Annotated in this window: 16 protein-coding genes, 2 tRNA genes and 1 pseudogene; 10 read left to right on the forward strand and 9 right to left on the reverse strand. The window is 41.1% G+C overall.

Annotated features, from left to right (window positions below):
- Window positions 1–32: 32 nt before the first annotated feature.
- The 5 genes and pseudogenes from msbA (at window position 33) to ACRWQL_RS19150 (ending at window position 3,476) form a co-directional block, all read left to right on the forward strand.
- Complete coding sequence (msbA, locus tag ACRWQL_RS19130) at window positions 33–1,835, forward strand: lipid A export permease/ATP-binding protein MsbA (protein ID WP_434951652.1); 1,803 nt, start codon at window positions 33–35, stop codon at window positions 1,833–1,835.
- A 12-nt stretch (window positions 1,836–1,847) separates the two neighbouring features.
- Window positions 1,848–2,890: pseudogene (gene lpxK / locus ACRWQL_RS19135) on the forward strand (tetraacyldisaccharide 4'-kinase).
- The gene (locus ACRWQL_RS19140) at window positions 2,891–3,070 is read left to right on the forward strand and encodes a Trm112 family protein (RefSeq protein WP_434926255.1); all 180 of its coding nucleotides are present in this window, start codon (window positions 2,891–2,893) and stop codon (window positions 3,068–3,070) included.
- 226 nt (window positions 3,071–3,296) lie between these two features.
- Window positions 3,297–3,373 (forward strand) — tRNA-Val (locus tag ACRWQL_RS19145).
- Window positions 3,374–3,399: 26 nt separating this feature from the next.
- Window positions 3,400–3,476 (forward strand) — tRNA-Val (locus tag ACRWQL_RS19150).
- 153 nt (window positions 3,477–3,629) lie between these two features.
- Here ACRWQL_RS19150 and ACRWQL_RS19155 read toward each other — a convergent pair.
- The 7 genes from ACRWQL_RS19155 to betI form a co-directional block, all read right to left on the reverse strand.
- Complete coding sequence (locus ACRWQL_RS19155) at window positions 3,630–4,319, reverse strand: RES family NAD+ phosphorylase (protein ID WP_434931794.1); 690 nt, start codon at window positions 4,317–4,319, stop codon at window positions 3,630–3,632.
- Window positions 4,319–4,729, reverse strand: a complete 411-nt coding sequence (locus ACRWQL_RS19160; RefSeq protein ID WP_434951654.1) for an antitoxin Xre-like helix-turn-helix domain-containing protein — start codon at window positions 4,727–4,729, stop codon at window positions 4,319–4,321. The genes ACRWQL_RS19155 and ACRWQL_RS19160 overlap by 1 nt, the downstream gene beginning before the upstream one ends.
- 439 nt (window positions 4,730–5,168) lie before the next feature.
- Window positions 5,169–5,876: a TorF family putative porin gene (locus ACRWQL_RS19165; RefSeq protein WP_434951656.1), complete on the reverse strand. Its 708-nt coding sequence runs from the start codon at window positions 5,874–5,876 to the stop codon at window positions 5,169–5,171.
- A gap of 24 nt (window positions 5,877–5,900) precedes the next feature.
- Window positions 5,901–7,118 carry a BCCT family transporter gene (locus tag ACRWQL_RS19170; RefSeq protein ID WP_434926251.1) on the reverse strand — a complete coding sequence of 406 codons (1,218 nt, stop codon included), beginning with the start codon at window positions 7,116–7,118 and terminating at the stop codon, window positions 5,901–5,903.
- 227 nt (window positions 7,119–7,345) lie between these two features.
- Window positions 7,346–9,034 carry a choline dehydrogenase gene (gene betA / locus ACRWQL_RS19175; protein WP_434953436.1) on the reverse strand — a complete coding sequence of 563 codons (1,689 nt, stop codon included), beginning with the start codon at window positions 9,032–9,034 and terminating at the stop codon, window positions 7,346–7,348.
- Window positions 9,035–9,060: 26 nt separating this feature from the next.
- Window positions 9,061–10,527, reverse strand: a complete 1,467-nt coding sequence (betB, locus tag ACRWQL_RS19180; protein WP_434951658.1) for a betaine-aldehyde dehydrogenase — start codon at window positions 10,525–10,527, stop codon at window positions 9,061–9,063.
- Window positions 10,515–11,123, reverse strand: a complete 609-nt coding sequence (gene betI, locus ACRWQL_RS19185) for a transcriptional regulator BetI (RefSeq protein WP_434937879.1) — start codon at window positions 11,121–11,123, stop codon at window positions 10,515–10,517. Before betI ends, betB begins: the two co-directional genes overlap by 13 nt.
- Window positions 11,124–11,717: 594 nt before the next feature.
- Between betI and ACRWQL_RS19190 the strand changes: the two genes are divergently transcribed.
- Complete coding sequence (locus ACRWQL_RS19190; RefSeq protein WP_434951659.1) at window positions 11,718–11,924, forward strand: hypothetical protein; 207 nt, start codon at window positions 11,718–11,720, stop codon at window positions 11,922–11,924.
- Window positions 11,925–12,024: 100 nt separating this feature from the next.
- Here the strand turns inward: ACRWQL_RS19190 and ACRWQL_RS19195 are convergent, their stop codons facing one another.
- Window positions 12,025–13,386 (reverse strand): MATE family efflux transporter, encoded by a 1,362-nt coding sequence (locus tag ACRWQL_RS19195; RefSeq protein WP_434951661.1) that lies wholly within the window; start codon window positions 13,384–13,386, stop codon window positions 12,025–12,027.
- 31 nt (window positions 13,387–13,417) lie between these two features.
- Here ACRWQL_RS19195 and ACRWQL_RS19200 point away from each other — a divergent pair, with 31 nt between their 5' ends.
- Window positions 13,418–14,032 carry a riboflavin synthase subunit alpha gene (locus ACRWQL_RS19200; protein ID WP_434951663.1) on the forward strand — a complete coding sequence of 205 codons (615 nt, stop codon included), beginning with the start codon at window positions 13,418–13,420 and terminating at the stop codon, window positions 14,030–14,032.
- 25 nt (window positions 14,033–14,057) lie between these two features.
- Here the strand turns inward: ACRWQL_RS19200 and ACRWQL_RS19205 are convergent, their stop codons facing one another.
- Window positions 14,058–14,258, reverse strand: coding sequence for a CPXCG motif-containing cysteine-rich protein (locus tag ACRWQL_RS19205; RefSeq protein ID WP_434951665.1), 201 nt, complete (start codon window positions 14,256–14,258; stop codon window positions 14,058–14,060).
- Between the two features lie 287 nt (window positions 14,259–14,545).
- On the opposite strand from ACRWQL_RS19205, the gene thrS reads away from it, so the two are divergent.
- The 3 genes from thrS (at window position 14,546) to rpmI (ending at window position 17,299) form a co-directional block, all read left to right on the forward strand.
- A complete protein-coding gene (gene thrS, locus ACRWQL_RS19210) occupies window positions 14,546–16,474 on the forward strand; it encodes a threonine--tRNA ligase (protein WP_434951667.1) in 1,929 nt (642 codons plus the stop codon).
- A gap of 3 nt (window positions 16,475–16,477) precedes the next feature.
- A complete protein-coding gene (infC, locus tag ACRWQL_RS19215) occupies window positions 16,478–17,020 on the forward strand; it encodes a translation initiation factor IF-3 (protein WP_264177979.1) in 543 nt (180 codons plus the stop codon).
- Between the two features lie 84 nt (window positions 17,021–17,104).
- On the forward strand, window positions 17,105–17,299 hold the full coding sequence (gene rpmI / locus ACRWQL_RS19220; protein ID WP_055023949.1) for a 50S ribosomal protein L35: 195 nt from the start codon (window positions 17,105–17,107) through the stop codon (window positions 17,297–17,299).
- The last annotated feature ends 4 nt before the right edge of the window (window positions 17,300–17,303 follow it).

Genomic DNA, 17,303 nt, shown 5'->3' on the forward strand with positions numbered 1-17,303 from the left:
TTGCTTATGTTTGTCAGTTAAGAATTATATAAATGTCGTCATACTCTGATAATGAAATGTGGAGCGTTTTTAAACGCTTAATGATTTATGTTTTACCGATGAAAGCCATGTTTATTATGGCGGTATTGGCCTTGCTTACCTATGGCGCGGTTGATGCTGGTTTTATTGCGTTTATTAAACCTTTTATTGACCAAGGTTTTGCCTCATCAGCGACTACCGTCGCCGGAGTTGAAATACCCTCCCATGGTGGTTTTAATACCGACAATGACATTATGCGAATGGCACCTTTTGTGGTGATCGGCATGTTTACTTTACGCGGTTTGGCTAACTTTGTGTCGACCTATTGTGTGTCTTACATGAGCGCTCAACTTATCATGGACATGCGTCAACAGGTTTTTGAGCACTATCTACATTTACCTGTCAGTTACATTGACCGTGAAAACAGTGGCAACCTTATTTCTCGTGTGACCTTTGATACCGAGCAAATTGCCAGAGCATCAGGCAGTGCGCTTATTTCGATTGTTCGAGACTCAATGACAGTTATCGGCATGTTAGCCATCATGTTTTATTTCTCGTGGAAATTGTCTCTGTGTATCTTGGTAATTGGCCCCGTTATGGGCATTGTTATCAGTGTGGTCAGTAAACGTTTTCGTAAAGTGTCTAAGCAAATTCAATCCGCAATGGGCGGAGTAACAGCCACAACCGAACAAATGATCAAAGGCCATAAAAATGTGCTGTCATTTGGTGGTCAAAAAACTGAAATGGCGCGTTTCTTTAAAGTGAATGACAGTAATCGTCATCAAAATATGAAGCTAGCAGTGGCGCAGTCAGTTAGCCAACCGTTAATTATGGTCATTGGCTCATTCGCATTAGCATTTGTGTTGTATGCTGCCAGTTGGGACAGCATGAAGGCAGAGCTAACGGCCGGTACCTTCACCGCCATTTTAGGTGCAATGATGGCCATGTTACAGCCAATTAAAAACTTAACCCGCGTCAATGCTGAATTTCAGCGTGGTATTGCAGCCTGTACCACCATTTTTGAATTATTAGATACCCCAGTAGAACCCGATACCGGCACCCATAGCGTCGATCGTGTTAAAGGACATTTACAATTTAATAGCGTCAGCTTTAGCTACCCAGAACAAGACAGAAAAGCCCTAGATCAAATTGAGTTTGATGTTAAACCGGGCAAAACCGTCGCTCTAGTTGGCCGTTCTGGTTCTGGTAAATCGACTATCGCTAATTTGATCACCCGTTTTTATGGCGGTTTATCAAATGGTGATATTTTACTCGATGGCACCAGCATTTATGATTACCAATTAAAAAGTCTTCGTAATCAAGTGGCATTGGTGTCTCAGCAAGTCACGTTATTCAATGACACAATAGCTAACAATATAGCCTATGCCTACCCTGGTGAAGCTACCCGTGAGCAAATAGAACAAGCTGCAGAGCTTGCTTACGCCATGGAGTTTATCAACACCTTGCCCGATGGGTTAGACACTCAGGTAGGGGAGAATGGGGTGTTGTTATCTGGCGGTCAGCGTCAGCGTATCGCTATTGCCCGTGCCATGTTACGTGATGCACCGGTATTGATTTTAGATGAAGCAACCTCGGCGTTGGACACTGAATCAGAAAAAGCGATTCAAAAAGGTTTAGATAACTTACGCCATAACCGAACCTCAGTGGTTATCGCGCATCGTTTATCAACCATTGAATCGGCCGATGAAATATTGGTTATTGATCAAGGTAAAGTTATCGAGCGTGGCGTACATAAAGATTTGATTACCCAAAACGGGGTGTATGCCAACTTGTATCAAATGCAATTTAGCAGCTAGGTTTTTACCTCAATGCAAAAATGGATAAATCAAATTTGGTATCAAGGCCACTGGGCAAGGTGGCTTTTACTGCCGTTGTCGGCGTTGTTTGCTGTTATTAGCCATATCAGACGTTCGCTGTTCATATTTAGTATCAAAAAAGTCACCCAACTGCCTGTGCCTGTCATTGTTGTTGGTAATATTACTGCTGGTGGTAGTGGTAAAACCCCAACGGTGATTTATCTAATTAACTTACTACGAGCCAATGGTTTAAAACCTGGCGTTGTAAGTCGTGGTTATGGGGCGAGTATTGATGGTGTAATCAGTGTCACTCAGTCAAGCAAAGCTGTTGATGTGGGTGATGAGCCATTAATGATTGTCAATCGTACCCATGTACCTATGGTGGTTGGCAGTCAACGCGTATTAGCTGCGCAAACATTATTAGCTGACTTTGATGTTGATGTGATCATTTGTGATGATGGCTTGCAGCATTACGCATTAGGGCGTGACATTGAAATCGCCCTAGTAGATGGTGCACGTCGTTATGGTAATCAATGTTTACTGCCAGCAGGGCCATTAAGAGAAGGCTTGTGGCGTTTAGATAATATCGACTGGATTATCAATAATGGTGGTCCGCTATTAGCAAAGACTCAAGGGCCGGAAGAACAGCTGATGCAATTAGTGCCAGCGCCATTATGTAGGGTTAAACCACATTCGTTTGATAAAGCCTTAGTCCCAGACTTGTTTGATACAGAGGTATCAATCATTGAACAACCTATTGTGGCGATAGCAGGTATTGGTAATCCACAACGTTTTTTTGATAGTTTGATTCAACAAGGTTATCAACTTAAGCAGACCGTGGCTTTTGCCGACCATCAAGCTTACGATCAACAACAGCTGATTGAGCTATCAACACAAACCCCTTGCTAATGACCGAAAAAGATGCGGTTAAATGTCGCGATTTTGCATTACAAAACTGGTGGTATTTACCGGTAAATGCGAAGCTAAGTGAACAATTTGATATTCAGTTTATGAGTCGAGTGACTCAACTTATTCAACTTAAAAAGGAAATCTAAATGGCTTTTGATAAAAAGTTACTTGATATTGTCGCTTGCCCTGTGTGCAAAGGTAAACTGGAATTTGACAAAGAAGCCCAACAGCTAATTTGTAAGTTTGATAAAATTGCCTATCCGATTAATGATGGTATTCCAGTTTTACTAGAGAATCGTGCTACGCCATTGGTGGCAATAGATTAAACTTGATATTAGATTTAATCATTTACTCCCCAATATGATCGTTGAGTTTTAACATTTAGATAAAAAGTCCAGGGGGAGCTAGGTTCACATGGCTAGGACTTTTTGTTATTAAATCGGCAAGTTGCACAGCAAATCACCATTTAGCAATGTTATGGTAATTTTTACTTGCAAGCGTTAGCCAACGCCCTTAATATGGCGACCGCTTTGTTAGGAAATCAAAGTCAGTACACCCGTAGCTCAGTTGGTTAGAGCACTACCTTGACATGGTAGGGGTCGGTGGTTCGAGTCCACTCGGGTGTACCAATTTAATCTTATCCAATTTCCAATATACACCCGTAGCTCAGTTGGTTAGAGCACTACCTTGACATGGTAGGGGTCGGTGGTTCGAGTCCACTCGGGTGTACCATTTCTTGTTTATCCTTTCCTCTCTATCTGTAATAAAGTCCCTTGTTTTAAACTATACCAATAGTTTGTTACCACTTTTAAGCGTGATGTTTTTTATGCTGCAACTTTCGATGTGATTATTTATTTGCCACTTAACTCTAGTCATTCAAAGTGATTAAGGCGCGGATATTAGTCTCACTGCGTCGATCGATGAACCGCCCCAAACGTATTCGTAATGTGATGATTGTACAATCTCTTCGACGCATCTTGGAGTGAATAGCGCGTAGCAAGCCGTTAATGGGTTTCTTACCGACGTATAATGAATGCCTTCAATTGCAGATTTTCGCTGCTGTGCTCCAAACTGCTGTGCTTCGCTATAATTTGTTTGGTGGTAAATCGACGACTTTGACATGGCTTCTAAACTTATCACTGTGCTGTCAGTTAATTCGGCGCTAAATACACAACGTAAGCCTCGCATGATAATCGTGTCATAATGAACCCCTTTGATAGCCATTAGCATCTTTTGTTGATGATATTTGGTTTCTGCAATTGCTGTGTCGATATCATCGGCAAGATAAAGTACCCCGAACGAACCATTAGAGAAACGACTGCCATCTTTATTGATGTGGGTAAAAGGGGCTGTGGCGTATGAGCAGCCATTAATACCAAAAGGTATATCTGCTTTGTTAACCAAATCAATATGGCCAAGCTGATCCAGTAACCTTGGGTTGGTTAGACTTTGTAATGCAAAAATAGTATCAAAATCTTCCACAGAAGCGACATCATCAAACATCGAAATGGGTGGAAATTTTGAATTGATAAGTCTATATGCAACCTGATGCTCAACGGTTGATATTGTAGTCATTACCAACCACCACTTCGCATGCTATCGACACGGCTAAAGACTTCATGCAGTTCAGGAAAGCCTCCACCTTTTATTATATCCAGCGGTTTACGCCCCTCAAAATAGGGATTGGCGTTTTCCATCTGCATAAAGCCATATACGTTTTCAGGATTGGAGAAATACATTCTAAGTGCTGCGTGAATGTTCAGTATGTAACTAATGCGTGTTAGCTGATCTTTGTCGAGCACGAATTTCGCCTCTGGTTTTTTAAATGCAAAGTAAGAAGAGCGAGGTAAACGTAAAATATTGAGCATATCTTTTGGCGCACAGCCCCATTTTTCTAGAATAGATACAGCGGCACTAAAACCCACTTTTGAGGTCTTTGCGTCTGCAAAATCAATGTTTGATGTATTGGTATTGTATGCAGTCATAACAATTACTCTCCGTTTTACATTTAAGCTAGAGTGATAACAGGTTTTAATGTTAGCTATATTAGTATTGCATAGGTCTTATTTTAGACCTAAATAGGTTTTTAGTCCAATTTCAGACCGGGGTGTTCTTGGTAAGTATCCTAATGCGATTGAGTCAGTAGAGTCTAAATGAGGTGAACACTGGTAAAAATGGCCTTAGGGAAAAACTTTTTTGTAAAAGAGTGGTAGATAGTACTAAAGCCCGCATAAACAAACTTGAACATGAGCTTGAAGGCAGAGAAGTTGAATGGGCATATAATATAATTAAGGTAGAATTATAACTTACTGATACTTAATTGATATTTAGGTATCTGATAAACATAAAAAAGCAGAATAATGTCATAAACATTATTCTGCTGAGTGATGCTAACTATGATGTTAGTTAAGTCGTATTAAAGACTTATAGCGCGAAAGTACGTGATACAGAGATCACTGCGCGGGTATCACTTGCATCGCTATCTAGGCTGGTATCTTCTACCGCTAGGTTAAAGTCGAAACCTTCCCAGCTTGTCATGTATTCTGCACGATAATGGTTGTAAGAAGCATCGTCGCCCCATGCCCATTTGTCTTCATCTTGCGATGTTGAACGGTCAAAGCTAACACGAATATCATGACCTTCAGCAACTGTAAAAGTATGCGCCGCCATTATGATGTAATGACCTGCATCAACACCAAAATAATCCCATGTGTACCAAAAGTTTAATTCACTTTGCCCCAGTGATGATGCATAACCAAACTTGGTATATAGCTCTGGGTAGTAATATTCATCAGAGGCGTCATCACCATGATAGGTGTAATAAGCAAGACCAGCATCGATAGATAATTTATCTGTTAGCTCATAATATTTACCTGCGTAAAAATCAAGTTCTAACCAGGTGTCATCCGCGTCACCAAAGTCTACATTTGATGCCCAAGAACCCACGTACCAACCATCATCCGCTGCATAGTCTAGGCTAGCTTGTAATGCCGGGCCGCTATCCGTTTGGCTAACACCGTTAAAAGTATAATCAGACGTTGCATTAACTGTGGTGCTTAACTCTCCAGCCATTACTGAGGTTGGTAAAGTGAATAAACTTAATAGTGCTAATTTTTTAATTGTGGTGTTCATCATCATTCCTTTTTCATTATTGATTTAGTCTAACAACTCGATCTTATTGAAATCGATTTTATTATCTTTTGGAGAGAGTTCTATTGCTCCTACTTTACGGTAGTTAGATTTTAAGATGTAAAGGAAACAGCTTAGTATTAAGCCTATGGCAAGCGCGCCTACCCATTGGATCTCTAAAAAGTCTAGTTTGAATAGTAATGTTAAGCAACTTAGCAGCACAATATTTCCGATGATGTAAGTCAGTTTACCAAAACGCTCAACCGTTAGGTTTAAGTTGTCTGTATATAATCGGACTAGCGAATCGAGTGAGTTGATCACAAATGTGATACCCACAATTACCATAGCAAGGTTGTAGAAGCCTGATGTATCGATTCCGTTAGAGCTGTAGTAGTAAAGCACTGTGAACCAAATTGCGATGGGTATTGAAGGGAATACCATCATAGCAATTAATACTTGATAGGTTTTCATTCCACCAACAAAACGTGAAGTAAATTGGCCAATCATGATGCTCCATGCAAACCACCAAAACAGATAGAACTCATGGTAGTCATTAAACGGCAGCACAAAGTGATGTATGTTACCGAAGTAGTCACCAATTAATGCAAAGGTAGTAAAGAATTCACCCACACTTGAGTCATCTGATAAAAAGGCGCCAGACCACATCACGGCAATCAAACCAAAGAATAACCAAGTGCTAGCTAGGCTAAGGTAACGAACATATCGGATGCTGGTGCTAGAGTAAACTGCTGCAGCGATAACCAAAAATACGATGAGATAGAAGCTGCTTACAATGGATTCACCGTCACCTAATTGTGGTAAATACCAAGGTAAATTGGTCAATAATAAGTAGGCAGTAAAGGCACAAGTCCCGATAATGACAAGGTTATTGATAAATTTAATCAGCGGAATTTCAAAATATTTTACTCTTGGCTCAATTACGCAAAAGTAAAAACAGGTTAAAAAGTAAAAAGCCCAAATCAAGCAGGCCCAAAAACCAAACTCAATTGCCAGCGGATTACTAAAACTATATTCCGGACTAGTGGCTAAATCGGCATATCCTGCAAACTCAGTTAACGGGAACATGATTAAGCCAACATCTAGCCCTGAGGTGAATAAAATCGCAATAAAGGTAAATTTTCGCACCGGCGTGACACCAATGCACTGCATGTTACCCCAACGATAAATCACAAACGCGATAGCGGCAAAAGTAAATAAAATGCCTATTGATAACCAGGTCGTCATTATTTGACTCCTGAATAAAGGGTGTGTGCAAACATAGTGTTGGCTCCTTGTTGTATGTTTTTAATGCCATAGAACAATTTTTAAAGGCTAAATGCCCTCAAGCCTTAAGTATCGTACTGACGATAGTTAAACCCTGATAGATTGATCTTGGCTAAATTGGCCATTTACAAAAAACGTAGGTTGACCATCAACCTGTTATAGATGGGCATTAATTCATACCCATTAACTTAATAAGTATTAATTGGCCGCTTAGGTGCTTGTAAGCGTTGTGATGTTTGCCACTTTTCGGCTAGCGTTACTTTTGCCATACTTGGTACCAGTGGCGTTTTACCTAAAATCAAATCGGCAGCACGCTCGGCAACCATGATGGTCGGTGAGTTCAAATTCCCATTAGGAATGGTTGGGAAAATAGATGAGTCAACGACTCTTAAACCGTTAATACCGTGAACTTTTGTTTCTGAATCAACCACGGCCATCTCATCTTCGCCCATTTTGCATGAGCAAGAAGGGTGATAGGCACTTTCAACAGAACGTCTGACAAAACGGTCAATTTCTTCATCGGTTTGTATTGCTAAGCCTGGTTGAATTTCTTCACCACGATATTCATCTAAACTCGGTTGATTAATAATTTCACGGGTTAAGCGAACGCAGGCTCTAAAGCCTTCAATATCATCTTGATGTGATAAATAATTAAACTGAATTTGCGGGGCGACTTTGGCATCATTTGATACAACCGTTACCGCGCCACGGCTTTTAGGCTTGTTGTGACCAATATGCACTTGAAAACCATGACCTGCAAAGGCTTCTTTACCGTCGTAGCGCATAGCTGCGGGTAAGAAATGATATTGTAGATCCGGCCACTCTAAACCGGCTTTTGAGCGGATAAAGCCACAGGACTCAAAATGATTAGTGGCCCCCAAACCAGTCTTATTTAAAATCCAGCGAGCACCAATAAACAGTTTGTTTAAAGGATCAATTTTGCCATTAAGCGTAATCGGTTTTAAACACTTAAATTGGAAGTAAAACTCTAAGTGATCCTGCAGGTTTTGACCTACACCGGGTAATTGATGAACTTGCTCAATACCTGCACTGGCTAAAGTACTTGCATCGCCAATACCGGACAATTGCAAAATATGCGGTGAACCAATTGAACCAGCTGATAGAACCACTTCTTTATTGCAGTTAACATCAATTAACTCGCCTTTACGTTCGTAACGCACGCCGACAGCGGTTTTACCTTGCATAATCACTTTATGCACAAGCGCATGAGTGACCACGGTTAAATTCGGGCGTTTCATTGCTGGGCGAAGGTACGCATTTGCCGTAGACCAACGTACGCCGTTTTTAACTGTCATGTGCATTGGGCCAAAGCCTTCTTGCTGACTGGCATTGTAATCACTCGTCGCTAGGTAGCCAGCATCGACACCAGCATCAACAAAAGCTTGATATAACGGGTTTTTCATTTCATTACCGTTATTAACCGCTAATGGGCCTTTATCACCGCGATAAACATTACCGCCAAAAGACCATGTTTCAGCTTTTTTAAAGTAAGGCAGACAGTGAGCGTAATCCCAGTCTTTTGCACCTTCTTGCTGCCACTCGTCAAAATCACGTGCATGACCACGTACGTAGACCATGCCATTGATTGATGATGAACCACCTAATACCTTGCCACGCGGGCAATGCATACGGCGATTGTCCAAATGTGGTTCGGCTTCGGTTTCAAACTGCCATGCATACTTTTTAGTATTCATGGGAATTGAAAGGGCAGTTGGCATTTGGATAAAAATGCTCTTGTCGCTACCACCGGTTTCAAGTATCAGGACTTTATTGTCTGGGTTTTCCGTTAAGCGGTTGGCTAATACACAACCTGCGCTACCGGCACCAACAATAATATAATCGTATTCATGAGACATTTGCGTAGACATTAATTGGGTCACTCCTAAAATGGGCTTTCAAGTGACTGCATACCAACGTAAACAGCTTTTATTTGGGTGTATGCTTTTAATGTTTCAGAGCCATTCTCACGACCAATGCCAGACATCTTGTAACCACCAACCGGCATTTCTGCAGGAGAGGCACCATAAGCATTTATCCAACAAATACCGGCTTGCATTTGATGAATAACGCGATGTGCACGGGTAATGTCTTGCGTAAATACACCTGCCGCTAAGCCCAGGTGAGTGCTATTGGCACGTTTAACGACTTCATCTTCATCAGCAAAGGTAAAGACTGACATCACAGGGCCAAATATTTCTTCTTTCGAAATCGTCATCTCATCAGTGCAATCTGTAAATACAGTCGGCGCCACAAAGAAACCATTCGGTGCATTGTCAGGTGTTAATGCTGTTCCGCCTGTTAATAAGGTGGCACCTTCTTTTTTACCGATTTCAATGTAGTCGAGTACTTTTTGTTGATGGTCGCGTGAAATCAATGCACCAAAATTGGTGTCAGGGTGCATTGGGTCGCCACAAACGATGTTTTGCTCAGTACGCTCTTTTAAGCGTTGGATAAAGCGCGGATAAATATCTTGCTGCACAAACACGCGAGTACCGTTGGTACACACTTCACCTTGAGTATAGAAATTAGCTAACATCGCGGCTGATACTGCATTTTCAACATCGGCATCGTTAAAGATAATCAATGGCGATTTTCCGCCAAGCTCCATGGTCACTTCTTTTAGTGAACCCGCCGCCGCAGCCATGACTTTTTTACCGGTACCGACTTCACCCGTAAATGACACTTTAGCGATATCTTCATTGGTGGTGAGCCATGCGCCAACTCTACCGTCACCTTGAACAACGTTAAACACGCCATCTGGCACACCCGCTTGAGTGAATATTTCAGCTAAACGCATTGCGCCGCGAGGTGTTTCTTCTGAAGGTTTGAAAATCATTACGTTGCCGCATGCAAGTGCCGGGGCTGCTTTCCAACAAGCAATTTGTAACGGGTAGTTCCATGCGCCAATACCGGCACAAATACCTAATGGCTCACGGCGAGTATAATAAAAATCCGCTCCAACAGGCTGTTGATTGCCTTCAATACTTGGGGCGAGACCGGCAAAGAACTCAATTGAGTCGGCGCCAGTGACGATATCGACAACCGAAGCTTCTTGCCATGGTTTACCTGTATCCAATACTTCGCCTGCAGCAAGTTCATCATTGTGCTCACGTAGTAGGGCAACGGCTTTTAATAAAATACGGCTACGTTCTATAGGCGTCATCGCCGACCAAACAGCAAAACCTGCTTTGGCACTTTCTATAGCAGCTTTTTGCACAGACTCGGTTGCCACTTCAACTAAATAACTGACTTCGCCAGTAGCAGGGTTGATAACCTGGAAGGTTTCGCCACTACCATTTGCAATGTACTTACCGTGAACATAATTTTGATAGGTGATTAACGCTGACATTCAATTTCTCCGTGTTGCACGATCACAGCCTCGATAAAGGCTTTAGATAAAATTTGGGCTTGTTTAAAATCTTCTGTAGGGGTGTGGCTTAGCGCGCTGCGTAACCAAAAACCGTCAATAATTGCTGCGGTTTGCTTTGCTGCATTAATGGCTGCCATATTTGGCAATAATTGTTTGAACGAAAAAAGCAGGTTGCTATATAAGCGTTGGCTATTAATGTGTTGAAGTCTTGCCAGTCCCGGATCGTGCATTGCTTGAGACCAAAAGCTTAACCATGTTTTTGCCGCGGCGTTTGAACGTTGTAAATCGGTGAAATTGGCTTCAACTATCATTAATAATCTTGCCGTTGGGGTTAAGGTTTTACCTGATGTCCTTGCCAGTAATGATTGCTTTAACTCTTCAAGTAAAAATTTCTGCGTGGCTTCAATCAACCCTTGTTTACCACCAAAGTAATGGCTAATAATGCCTGATGACATTCCAGCTATGCCACTAATGGTATTAATGGTGGTTTTTTGCAATCCAAAACGTTCAACCGACATTAATGTCGCTTCAATTAGCTGTTGTTGTCGCGCACTTTTCATAACAGGTCTTGGCATTAATGATTTCCTTTTTTTATCTAGCTAATCATTGATTGAACGTTCAATTAACAACGATCCTAATGATTAGAGCACTAACTATCAAGTTTTTATTTGATTTAGATCACATTAAGCTATTTGATCTGCCGTTAGGTTTTTAGTTATTTATTTGTATAAGTTGTTGTTATTTATAAAGTAAATTTTACATCTGACATGTGGTTGACTAATTTATGTCAATAATAAAAGATTTGTGCTGAAAGCATTGTTGCTGATGAATTTAAGTGGTATCTGCTATTCGAATTGAATTCTAGTTAAATTGATAATCTGAACTAATAGCATTGCAATAATCGTAAAAGCGCGACTAAAGACAACTAACCATAGATTTCAGAGGTATGTTTTTGGCAGCATTGCTTCGATAAAATACATAGAGCAACTTGAAAGGTGAAATTTTGATTGCTTCGGATAAATTATGTACTCATATTAAAGTGAATAGCGTCTTTTAAATATCAGCTATCGTGGCAATTGAAATATTGTGTTGATTATTGAACAAGCAAAATCTGTGGACCCGAACTCGGATAAACACATTCACCAAAATAAGATAACCAGGTTAATAAGATGGGTAGTACTGCAATGATCATGTGGAGCGTATTATTTGGTGCGATTGGAATGGGGTATTTTGTTTATGGTAAACGCCAACAAGCAATTGTTCCGTTATGTATGGGTATGGCTTTAATGGTCTATCCGTACTTTGTTGCCAGTGTAACGAGCTTAGTTATAGTCGGTATGGTGTTAGTTGCAATACCGTTTTTTGTGCGCCGCTAATTTTATATATTCATAGGCTATTGCAGATAAAATTTATTATTTCTTTACGCCGTTCACTCGCACAAGCTTAATGAGCGGCGTACATTTATTCGTTTTAAACTTAATCTATTTCAACAAAAATAATGCCTTTTCGTTGAATGTAACTCAATCGCCAGCCAAAGAGAATAGCAGCAGAGGTAAGCCCTGCAATCAGTCCAATCCAGAATCCATGCGCACCTATCGCGGGAACAATATAGTCGGTATAGGCTAATACATATCCTAATGTCATGCCGATAAACCAATATGAAAAGAGGGTAATGTAGAAGGCACTGCGAGTGTCTTTGTAACCCCGTAGTGCTCCCGCCGCCACAACCTGAATAGAGTCCGATATTTGGTATAAGGCTGCCATTAACATCAAGCTTCCGGCTAACGCGACAACCTCAGGATTATCATTATATAGTAGAGCTATTTCGTGTCTAAATACGACGGTTGAAATAGCGGTTAACATAGCGAGAGATAACGACAGTCCTAAGGCGACATAAGTGACTAGTTGCGCTATATCGGTTCTTTCTCGACCAAGATAATACCCAATGCGAATAGATGCAGCGATACCAATCGACAAAGGCAACATGAATACTATAGATGAAAAATTTAACGCTATTTGATGACTTGCTACTACATTAGCGCCCATTGGCGCTAAAAATAATGCAATAACCGCGAATAGGCTTACTTCAAAGAACAACGCCATTGCAATCGGGAATCCCAATTTAGTCATTGACTTCATGGTGGACCATTTAGGGGCATAAAACTGTTTAAAGGGGGCAATATCAATAAACTTTTTATCAACAAGCATATAGATGGTCATAGCAATTAACATTGCCCAAAAGACCATAGCGGTTGCTATTCCACAGCCAGCACCACCCATTGCTGGAATGCCAAATCCTCCATAAATAAAGATATAGTTTGCAGGGATATTGACCGCCAAGCCAACAAAGCCAATCACCATAGTCGGTAAAGTGTAAGATATGCCTTCACTGCAACCGCGGAGCACTTGATATAAAGCGAATGCAGGTGCGCCCCAGAGAATGCCATCTATATATCCTACCGTTAAGCGATACAGTTGTGGCTCTAAATCCATTAAATCTAAGATATAGCTTGAAGAGGCTAAAAATAACATCACACCCAAGGCGCCTATTATGGCAATATATCCAGCTTGAAACAGTAAGTTTGGGATCACCTTCTGGTTATCGGCTCCATGATGCTGTGAAAATACTGGCGTGAAGGCCATCAGTAGGCCTTGAACAAATAAGATGGCCGGTAGCCATAAACTGGTGCCAACAGCGACAGCGGCCATATCGACAGCGCTGACTCGTCCTGCCATAACAGTATCAATAAAGCCCATCATAGTTTGAGTCACTTGGGCGATTAATATTGGTAATGCGAGTTGTATTAAGCGCTTGGCTTGAAAGCCGGTGTTGTTCATATTAAGCCTATTAATAAACGAGAGTTACTTTATGTTTACAGGAATTGTACAAGCCACATGTGAAGTGGTATCGGTTCAACAGCAAGCCGGATTGAAACGTTTTGAAATTGCGCTAAAGCCTGAATTGCTTACCGGATTACAAACAGGAGCCAGTGTTGCAACCAATGGTGTTTGTTTAACGGTTACTAAGATATCGAATGATAAGGTTTTTTTCGATGTAATGGAAGAATCATTAGAGCTAACTAATCTAGATAAAGTACAGCGGGGCGACCTAGTTAACATTGAGCGCTCGTTAACCTTTGGCAGTGAAATTGGCGGACACATTTTATCGGGCCATATTCATACGCAAGCTGAAGTGGTATCGGTAAGTGATACTGCTGAGCATTATGATATTGAGTTAGCGTTAGATGCAAAGTGGAAAGACTACGTGTTTTATAAAGGCTTTGTCGCGGTGAATGGTTGTAGCTTAACGGTAGGGCAATTGACTGAGCGTGGTTTTAAATTGCACCTTATTCCTGAAACGCTAAGATTAACTAATATCAAAGCCCACCAAGTTGGCGATAAAATGAATATTGAAATTGACAGTCAAACTCAAGTTATTGTTGATACGGTTGAGCGCATTTTAGCTAAAAAGCAACAGGGTTAGTTTCGTGCGACAACCAAGCCAAGTACTAATAAATTTGCTCATCATCTGAATCAATAAATAATTGAATGGTCCGCTTGCTGTCATCTAAATGCATTTTAATGTGGATAGGGTTACAGCAGATTCGACAATCATCATAATATTCTTGATCGCCACAACTCGAATCAATGGTGACATGTTGATGCTGACCACAATGTGGATAGCTTATTAAACGTGACAACAATCTCATATCTTGTACTCCAGTGATGGAATTTAACGCATTTACCGTGCTTGATTAAATATAGCCCTATTTTAGTTATACCGCATTGAGTGTAATGCATGAGTTTATTCAGTTTTGGCAGTATAGAAAGCCGTTAAAGGTTGATCCATTACTATGTTGTCACATACAATCAGGCACTACATTTTTGGGTAACTAAGACTCTTGTACTGTCTTTATTTCAAAAATGTGTTCATAACTTTTATTCACTATTTACCAAGTGGCCCTACGTGTGGGTCACCACTGGACAAGGAATTTTCATGCCTATTATTACATTGCCTGATGGCAGCAAACGTGAGTTTGCGAATCCCGTATCTACCCTTGATGTCGCCGCTGACATTGGTCCCGGTTTAGCAAAAGCCTGTATTGCAGGTCGCGTTAACGGTGAACTAAAAGATGCTTGCGATTTAATTTTTACCGATGCGGATTTATCTATCATCACGGCTAAAGATGAAGAAGGTGTTGAAATTCTTCGCCATTCTTGTGCGCATTTATTAGGTCATGCTATCAAGCAACTGTGGCCTCAAACCAAAATGGCCATTGGTCCTGTTATCGATAACGGTTTTTACTATGATATCGATTTAGAGCACAAACTTACCCAAGATGATATAGATGCTTTAGAAAAACGCATGCTAGAGTTGGCCAAAACAAACTATGACGTGGTCAAGCGCGTTGTGACTTGGCAAGAAGCCCGTGATGCATTCAGTACCCGCGGTGAAGAATACAAAATTGCCATCTTAGATGAAAACATCAGCAAAGATGCTACGCCTGCACTTTATGATCATGAAGAATACATCGACATGTGTCGTGGTCCGCACGTGCCGAACATGCGTTTTTGTCAACACTTTAAGTTAATGAGTGTTGCTGGTGCTTATTGGCGCGGTAATTCTGATAACAAGATGTTACAACGCGTTTACGGTACGGCATGGGCAGATAAAAAAGCCCTTAAAACGCACCTTACACGATTAGAAGAAGCGTCTAAACGCGATCATCGTAAAATCGGCAAGCAATTAGATCTTTATCATATGCAAGAAGAAGCGCCAGGCATGGTGTTTTGGCACAATGATGGTTGGAGCATATTTTTAGAACTTGAAAAGTTCATTCGTCAAAAGCTAGGTCAATACACTTATCAAGAAGTGAAAGGCCCACTAATGATGGATCGCGTGTTATGGGAGCGTTCAGGCCACTGGGATAAATACTCAGAAGCTATGTTTACTACTAATAGCGAAAGTCGTGAATATGCCATTAAGCCGATGAATTGTCCTGGTCACGTGCAAATTTTTAATCAAGGCCTAAAGTCATACCGTGACTTGCCATTGCGTATGGCTGAGTTTGGTTGTTGTCATCGTAATGAACCATCGGGTTCACTGCATGGCTTAATGCGCGTGCGAGGCTTTACCCAAGATGATGCCCATGTGTTCTGTACTGACGATCAAGTGCAAACAGAAGTGAGTGCATGTATTCAAATGGTATATGACACATATGGCACATTTGGTTTTGAAAATATTGTCGTCAAATTATCCACTCGCCCTGAAAAGCGTATTGGTGATGACGATATGTGGGATCGTGCTGAAGAAGCGTTAAAGCAAGCGCTTAAAGCTAATAATATCAAATATGAGATATTACCAGGCGAAGGTGCTTTCTACGGTCCTAAGATTGAATTTACTTTACATGATTGTTTAGATCGCGCTTGGCAGTGTGGTACTGTACAATTAGATTATGCGTTACCGACTCGTTTAGGCGCAACATATGTTGCAGAAGACAATAGTCGACAAACACCGGTAATGATACATCGTGCCATTCTTGGCTCATTAGAACGTTTCATCGGTATCTTGATTGAAGAGTATGCTGGTAAATTTCCAACATGGCTTGCACCTATGCAAGTAGTTGTGATGAATATTACTGACAAACAGTCTGAATATGCAGAAGAAATTGTAAAAAACTTCAAAAAACAGGGCATTCGTGCATCTTTTGACTTGAGGAATGAGAAGATAGGCTTTAAAATACGCGAACACACCTTAAGACGTGTGCCTTATTTGTTGGTCGTAGGTGATCAAGAAGTTGAGAATAAGGAAGTTGCGGTGCGTACACGTGATGGTATTGATTTAGGTAAGCTTAAAATCGAAGATTTTGCTACCATGATACATCAACAGATTTCGCTCCGTAGTCTAAAATTGTTGGAGGAATAGGTCATAAAGATCAAAAGAACAGCAGGGCGACAACCAGCGCCTAATAGAATCAATGATGAAATCACCGGTGTTCCTGAAGTCCGTTTATCGGACATAGATGGTGAGCCCATTGGTATCGTTAGCATTAAAGAAGCTCAAAGCGTCGCGGATGAAGCAGGGGTAGACCTTGTTGAAATCAGTCCAAACGCTGAGCCTCCAGTTTGTCGCATAATGGACTACGGTAAGTTCCTTTTTGATAAAGCGAAAGCGCAAAAGGAACAAAAGAAGAAGCAGAAGCAGGTTCAGGTTAAGGAAATTAAATTCCGTCCTGGAACTGATATAAACGACTATCAGGTAAAACTACGCAACCTGATTCGTTTTCTAGAAGATGGGGACAAAGCGAAAATTACGCTGCGTTTCCGTGGTCGCGAAATGGCACACCAAAACCTAGGTATGGATCTTTTGAACCGTATCAAGGCTGATTTGGAAGAGTATGCGGTTGTTGAATCTTTCCCGAAAATGGAAGGTAGACAAGCAATTATGGTGCTAGCACCTAAAAAGAAATAGTAGGGCAACCTAAAAGTAGCAAAAGTCTCTTGAGGCTTTTGCTCGCCTTACGTTTATTAAATATCCCAATGCGGAGTTTTAGAAATGCCTAAAATGAAAACAGACAAGGGTGTGCAAAAGCGCTTCAGAAAAACCGCTAATGGTTTCAAGCGCAAACAAGCACACTTACGTCATATTTTGACCAAGAAGAGCACTAAGCGTAAACGTCACTTACGTGCAAAATGTTTAGTCGCCAAGTCTGATGTGCCAGCAATTGCACGTCAACTACCATACGCTTAATTAA

The organism is Shewanella sp. HL-SH4 (assembly GCF_051164845.1).
Taxonomy (GTDB): Bacteria; Pseudomonadota; Gammaproteobacteria; order Enterobacterales; family Shewanellaceae; genus Shewanella; species Shewanella glacialimarina.

Excerpts from the sequence above, each read along its gene's own strand:
- ACRWQL_RS19195 (WP_434951661.1), bottom strand. The coding sequence starts at position 13,386 with ATGAACAACACCGGCTTTCAAGCCAAGCGCTTAATACAACTCGCATTA.
- msbA (WP_434951652.1), top strand. The coding sequence starts at position 33 with ATGTCGTCATACTCTGATAATGAAATGTGGAGCGTTTTTAAACGCTTA.
- ACRWQL_RS19170 (WP_434926251.1), bottom strand. The coding sequence starts at position 7,118 with ATGACGACCTGGTTATCAATAGGCATTTTATTTACTTTTGCCGCTATC.
- ACRWQL_RS19190 (WP_434951659.1), top strand. The coding sequence starts at position 11,718 with ATGGGTAGTACTGCAATGATCATGTGGAGCGTATTATTTGGTGCGATT.
- betI (WP_434937879.1), bottom strand. The coding sequence starts at position 11,123 with ATGCCAAGACCTGTTATGAAAAGTGCGCGACAACAACAGCTAATTGAA.
- rpmI (WP_055023949.1), top strand. The coding sequence starts at position 17,105 with ATGCCTAAAATGAAAACAGACAAGGGTGTGCAAAAGCGCTTCAGAAAA.
- betA (WP_434953436.1), bottom strand. The coding sequence starts at position 9,034 with ATGTCTCATGAATACGATTATATTATTGTTGGTGCCGGTAGCGCAGGT.
- ACRWQL_RS19165 (WP_434951656.1), bottom strand. The coding sequence starts at position 5,876 with ATGAACACCACAATTAAAAAATTAGCACTATTAAGTTTATTCACTTTA.
- ACRWQL_RS19155 (WP_434931794.1), bottom strand. The coding sequence starts at position 4,319 with ATGACTACAATATCAACCGTTGAGCATCAGGTTGCATATAGACTTATC.
- thrS (WP_434951667.1), top strand. The coding sequence starts at position 14,546 with ATGCCTATTATTACATTGCCTGATGGCAGCAAACGTGAGTTTGCGAAT.
- ACRWQL_RS19140 (WP_434926255.1), top strand. The coding sequence starts at position 2,891 with ATGGCTTTTGATAAAAAGTTACTTGATATTGTCGCTTGCCCTGTGTGC.
- betB (WP_434951658.1), bottom strand. The coding sequence starts at position 10,527 with ATGTCAGCGTTAATCACCTATCAAAATTATGTTCACGGTAAGTACATT.
- ACRWQL_RS19205 (WP_434951665.1), bottom strand. The coding sequence starts at position 14,258 with ATGAGATTGTTGTCACGTTTAATAAGCTATCCACATTGTGGTCAGCAT.
- ACRWQL_RS19160 (WP_434951654.1), bottom strand. The coding sequence starts at position 4,729 with ATGACTGCATACAATACCAATACATCAAACATTGATTTTGCAGACGCA.
- ACRWQL_RS19200 (WP_434951663.1), top strand. The coding sequence starts at position 13,418 with ATGTTTACAGGAATTGTACAAGCCACATGTGAAGTGGTATCGGTTCAA.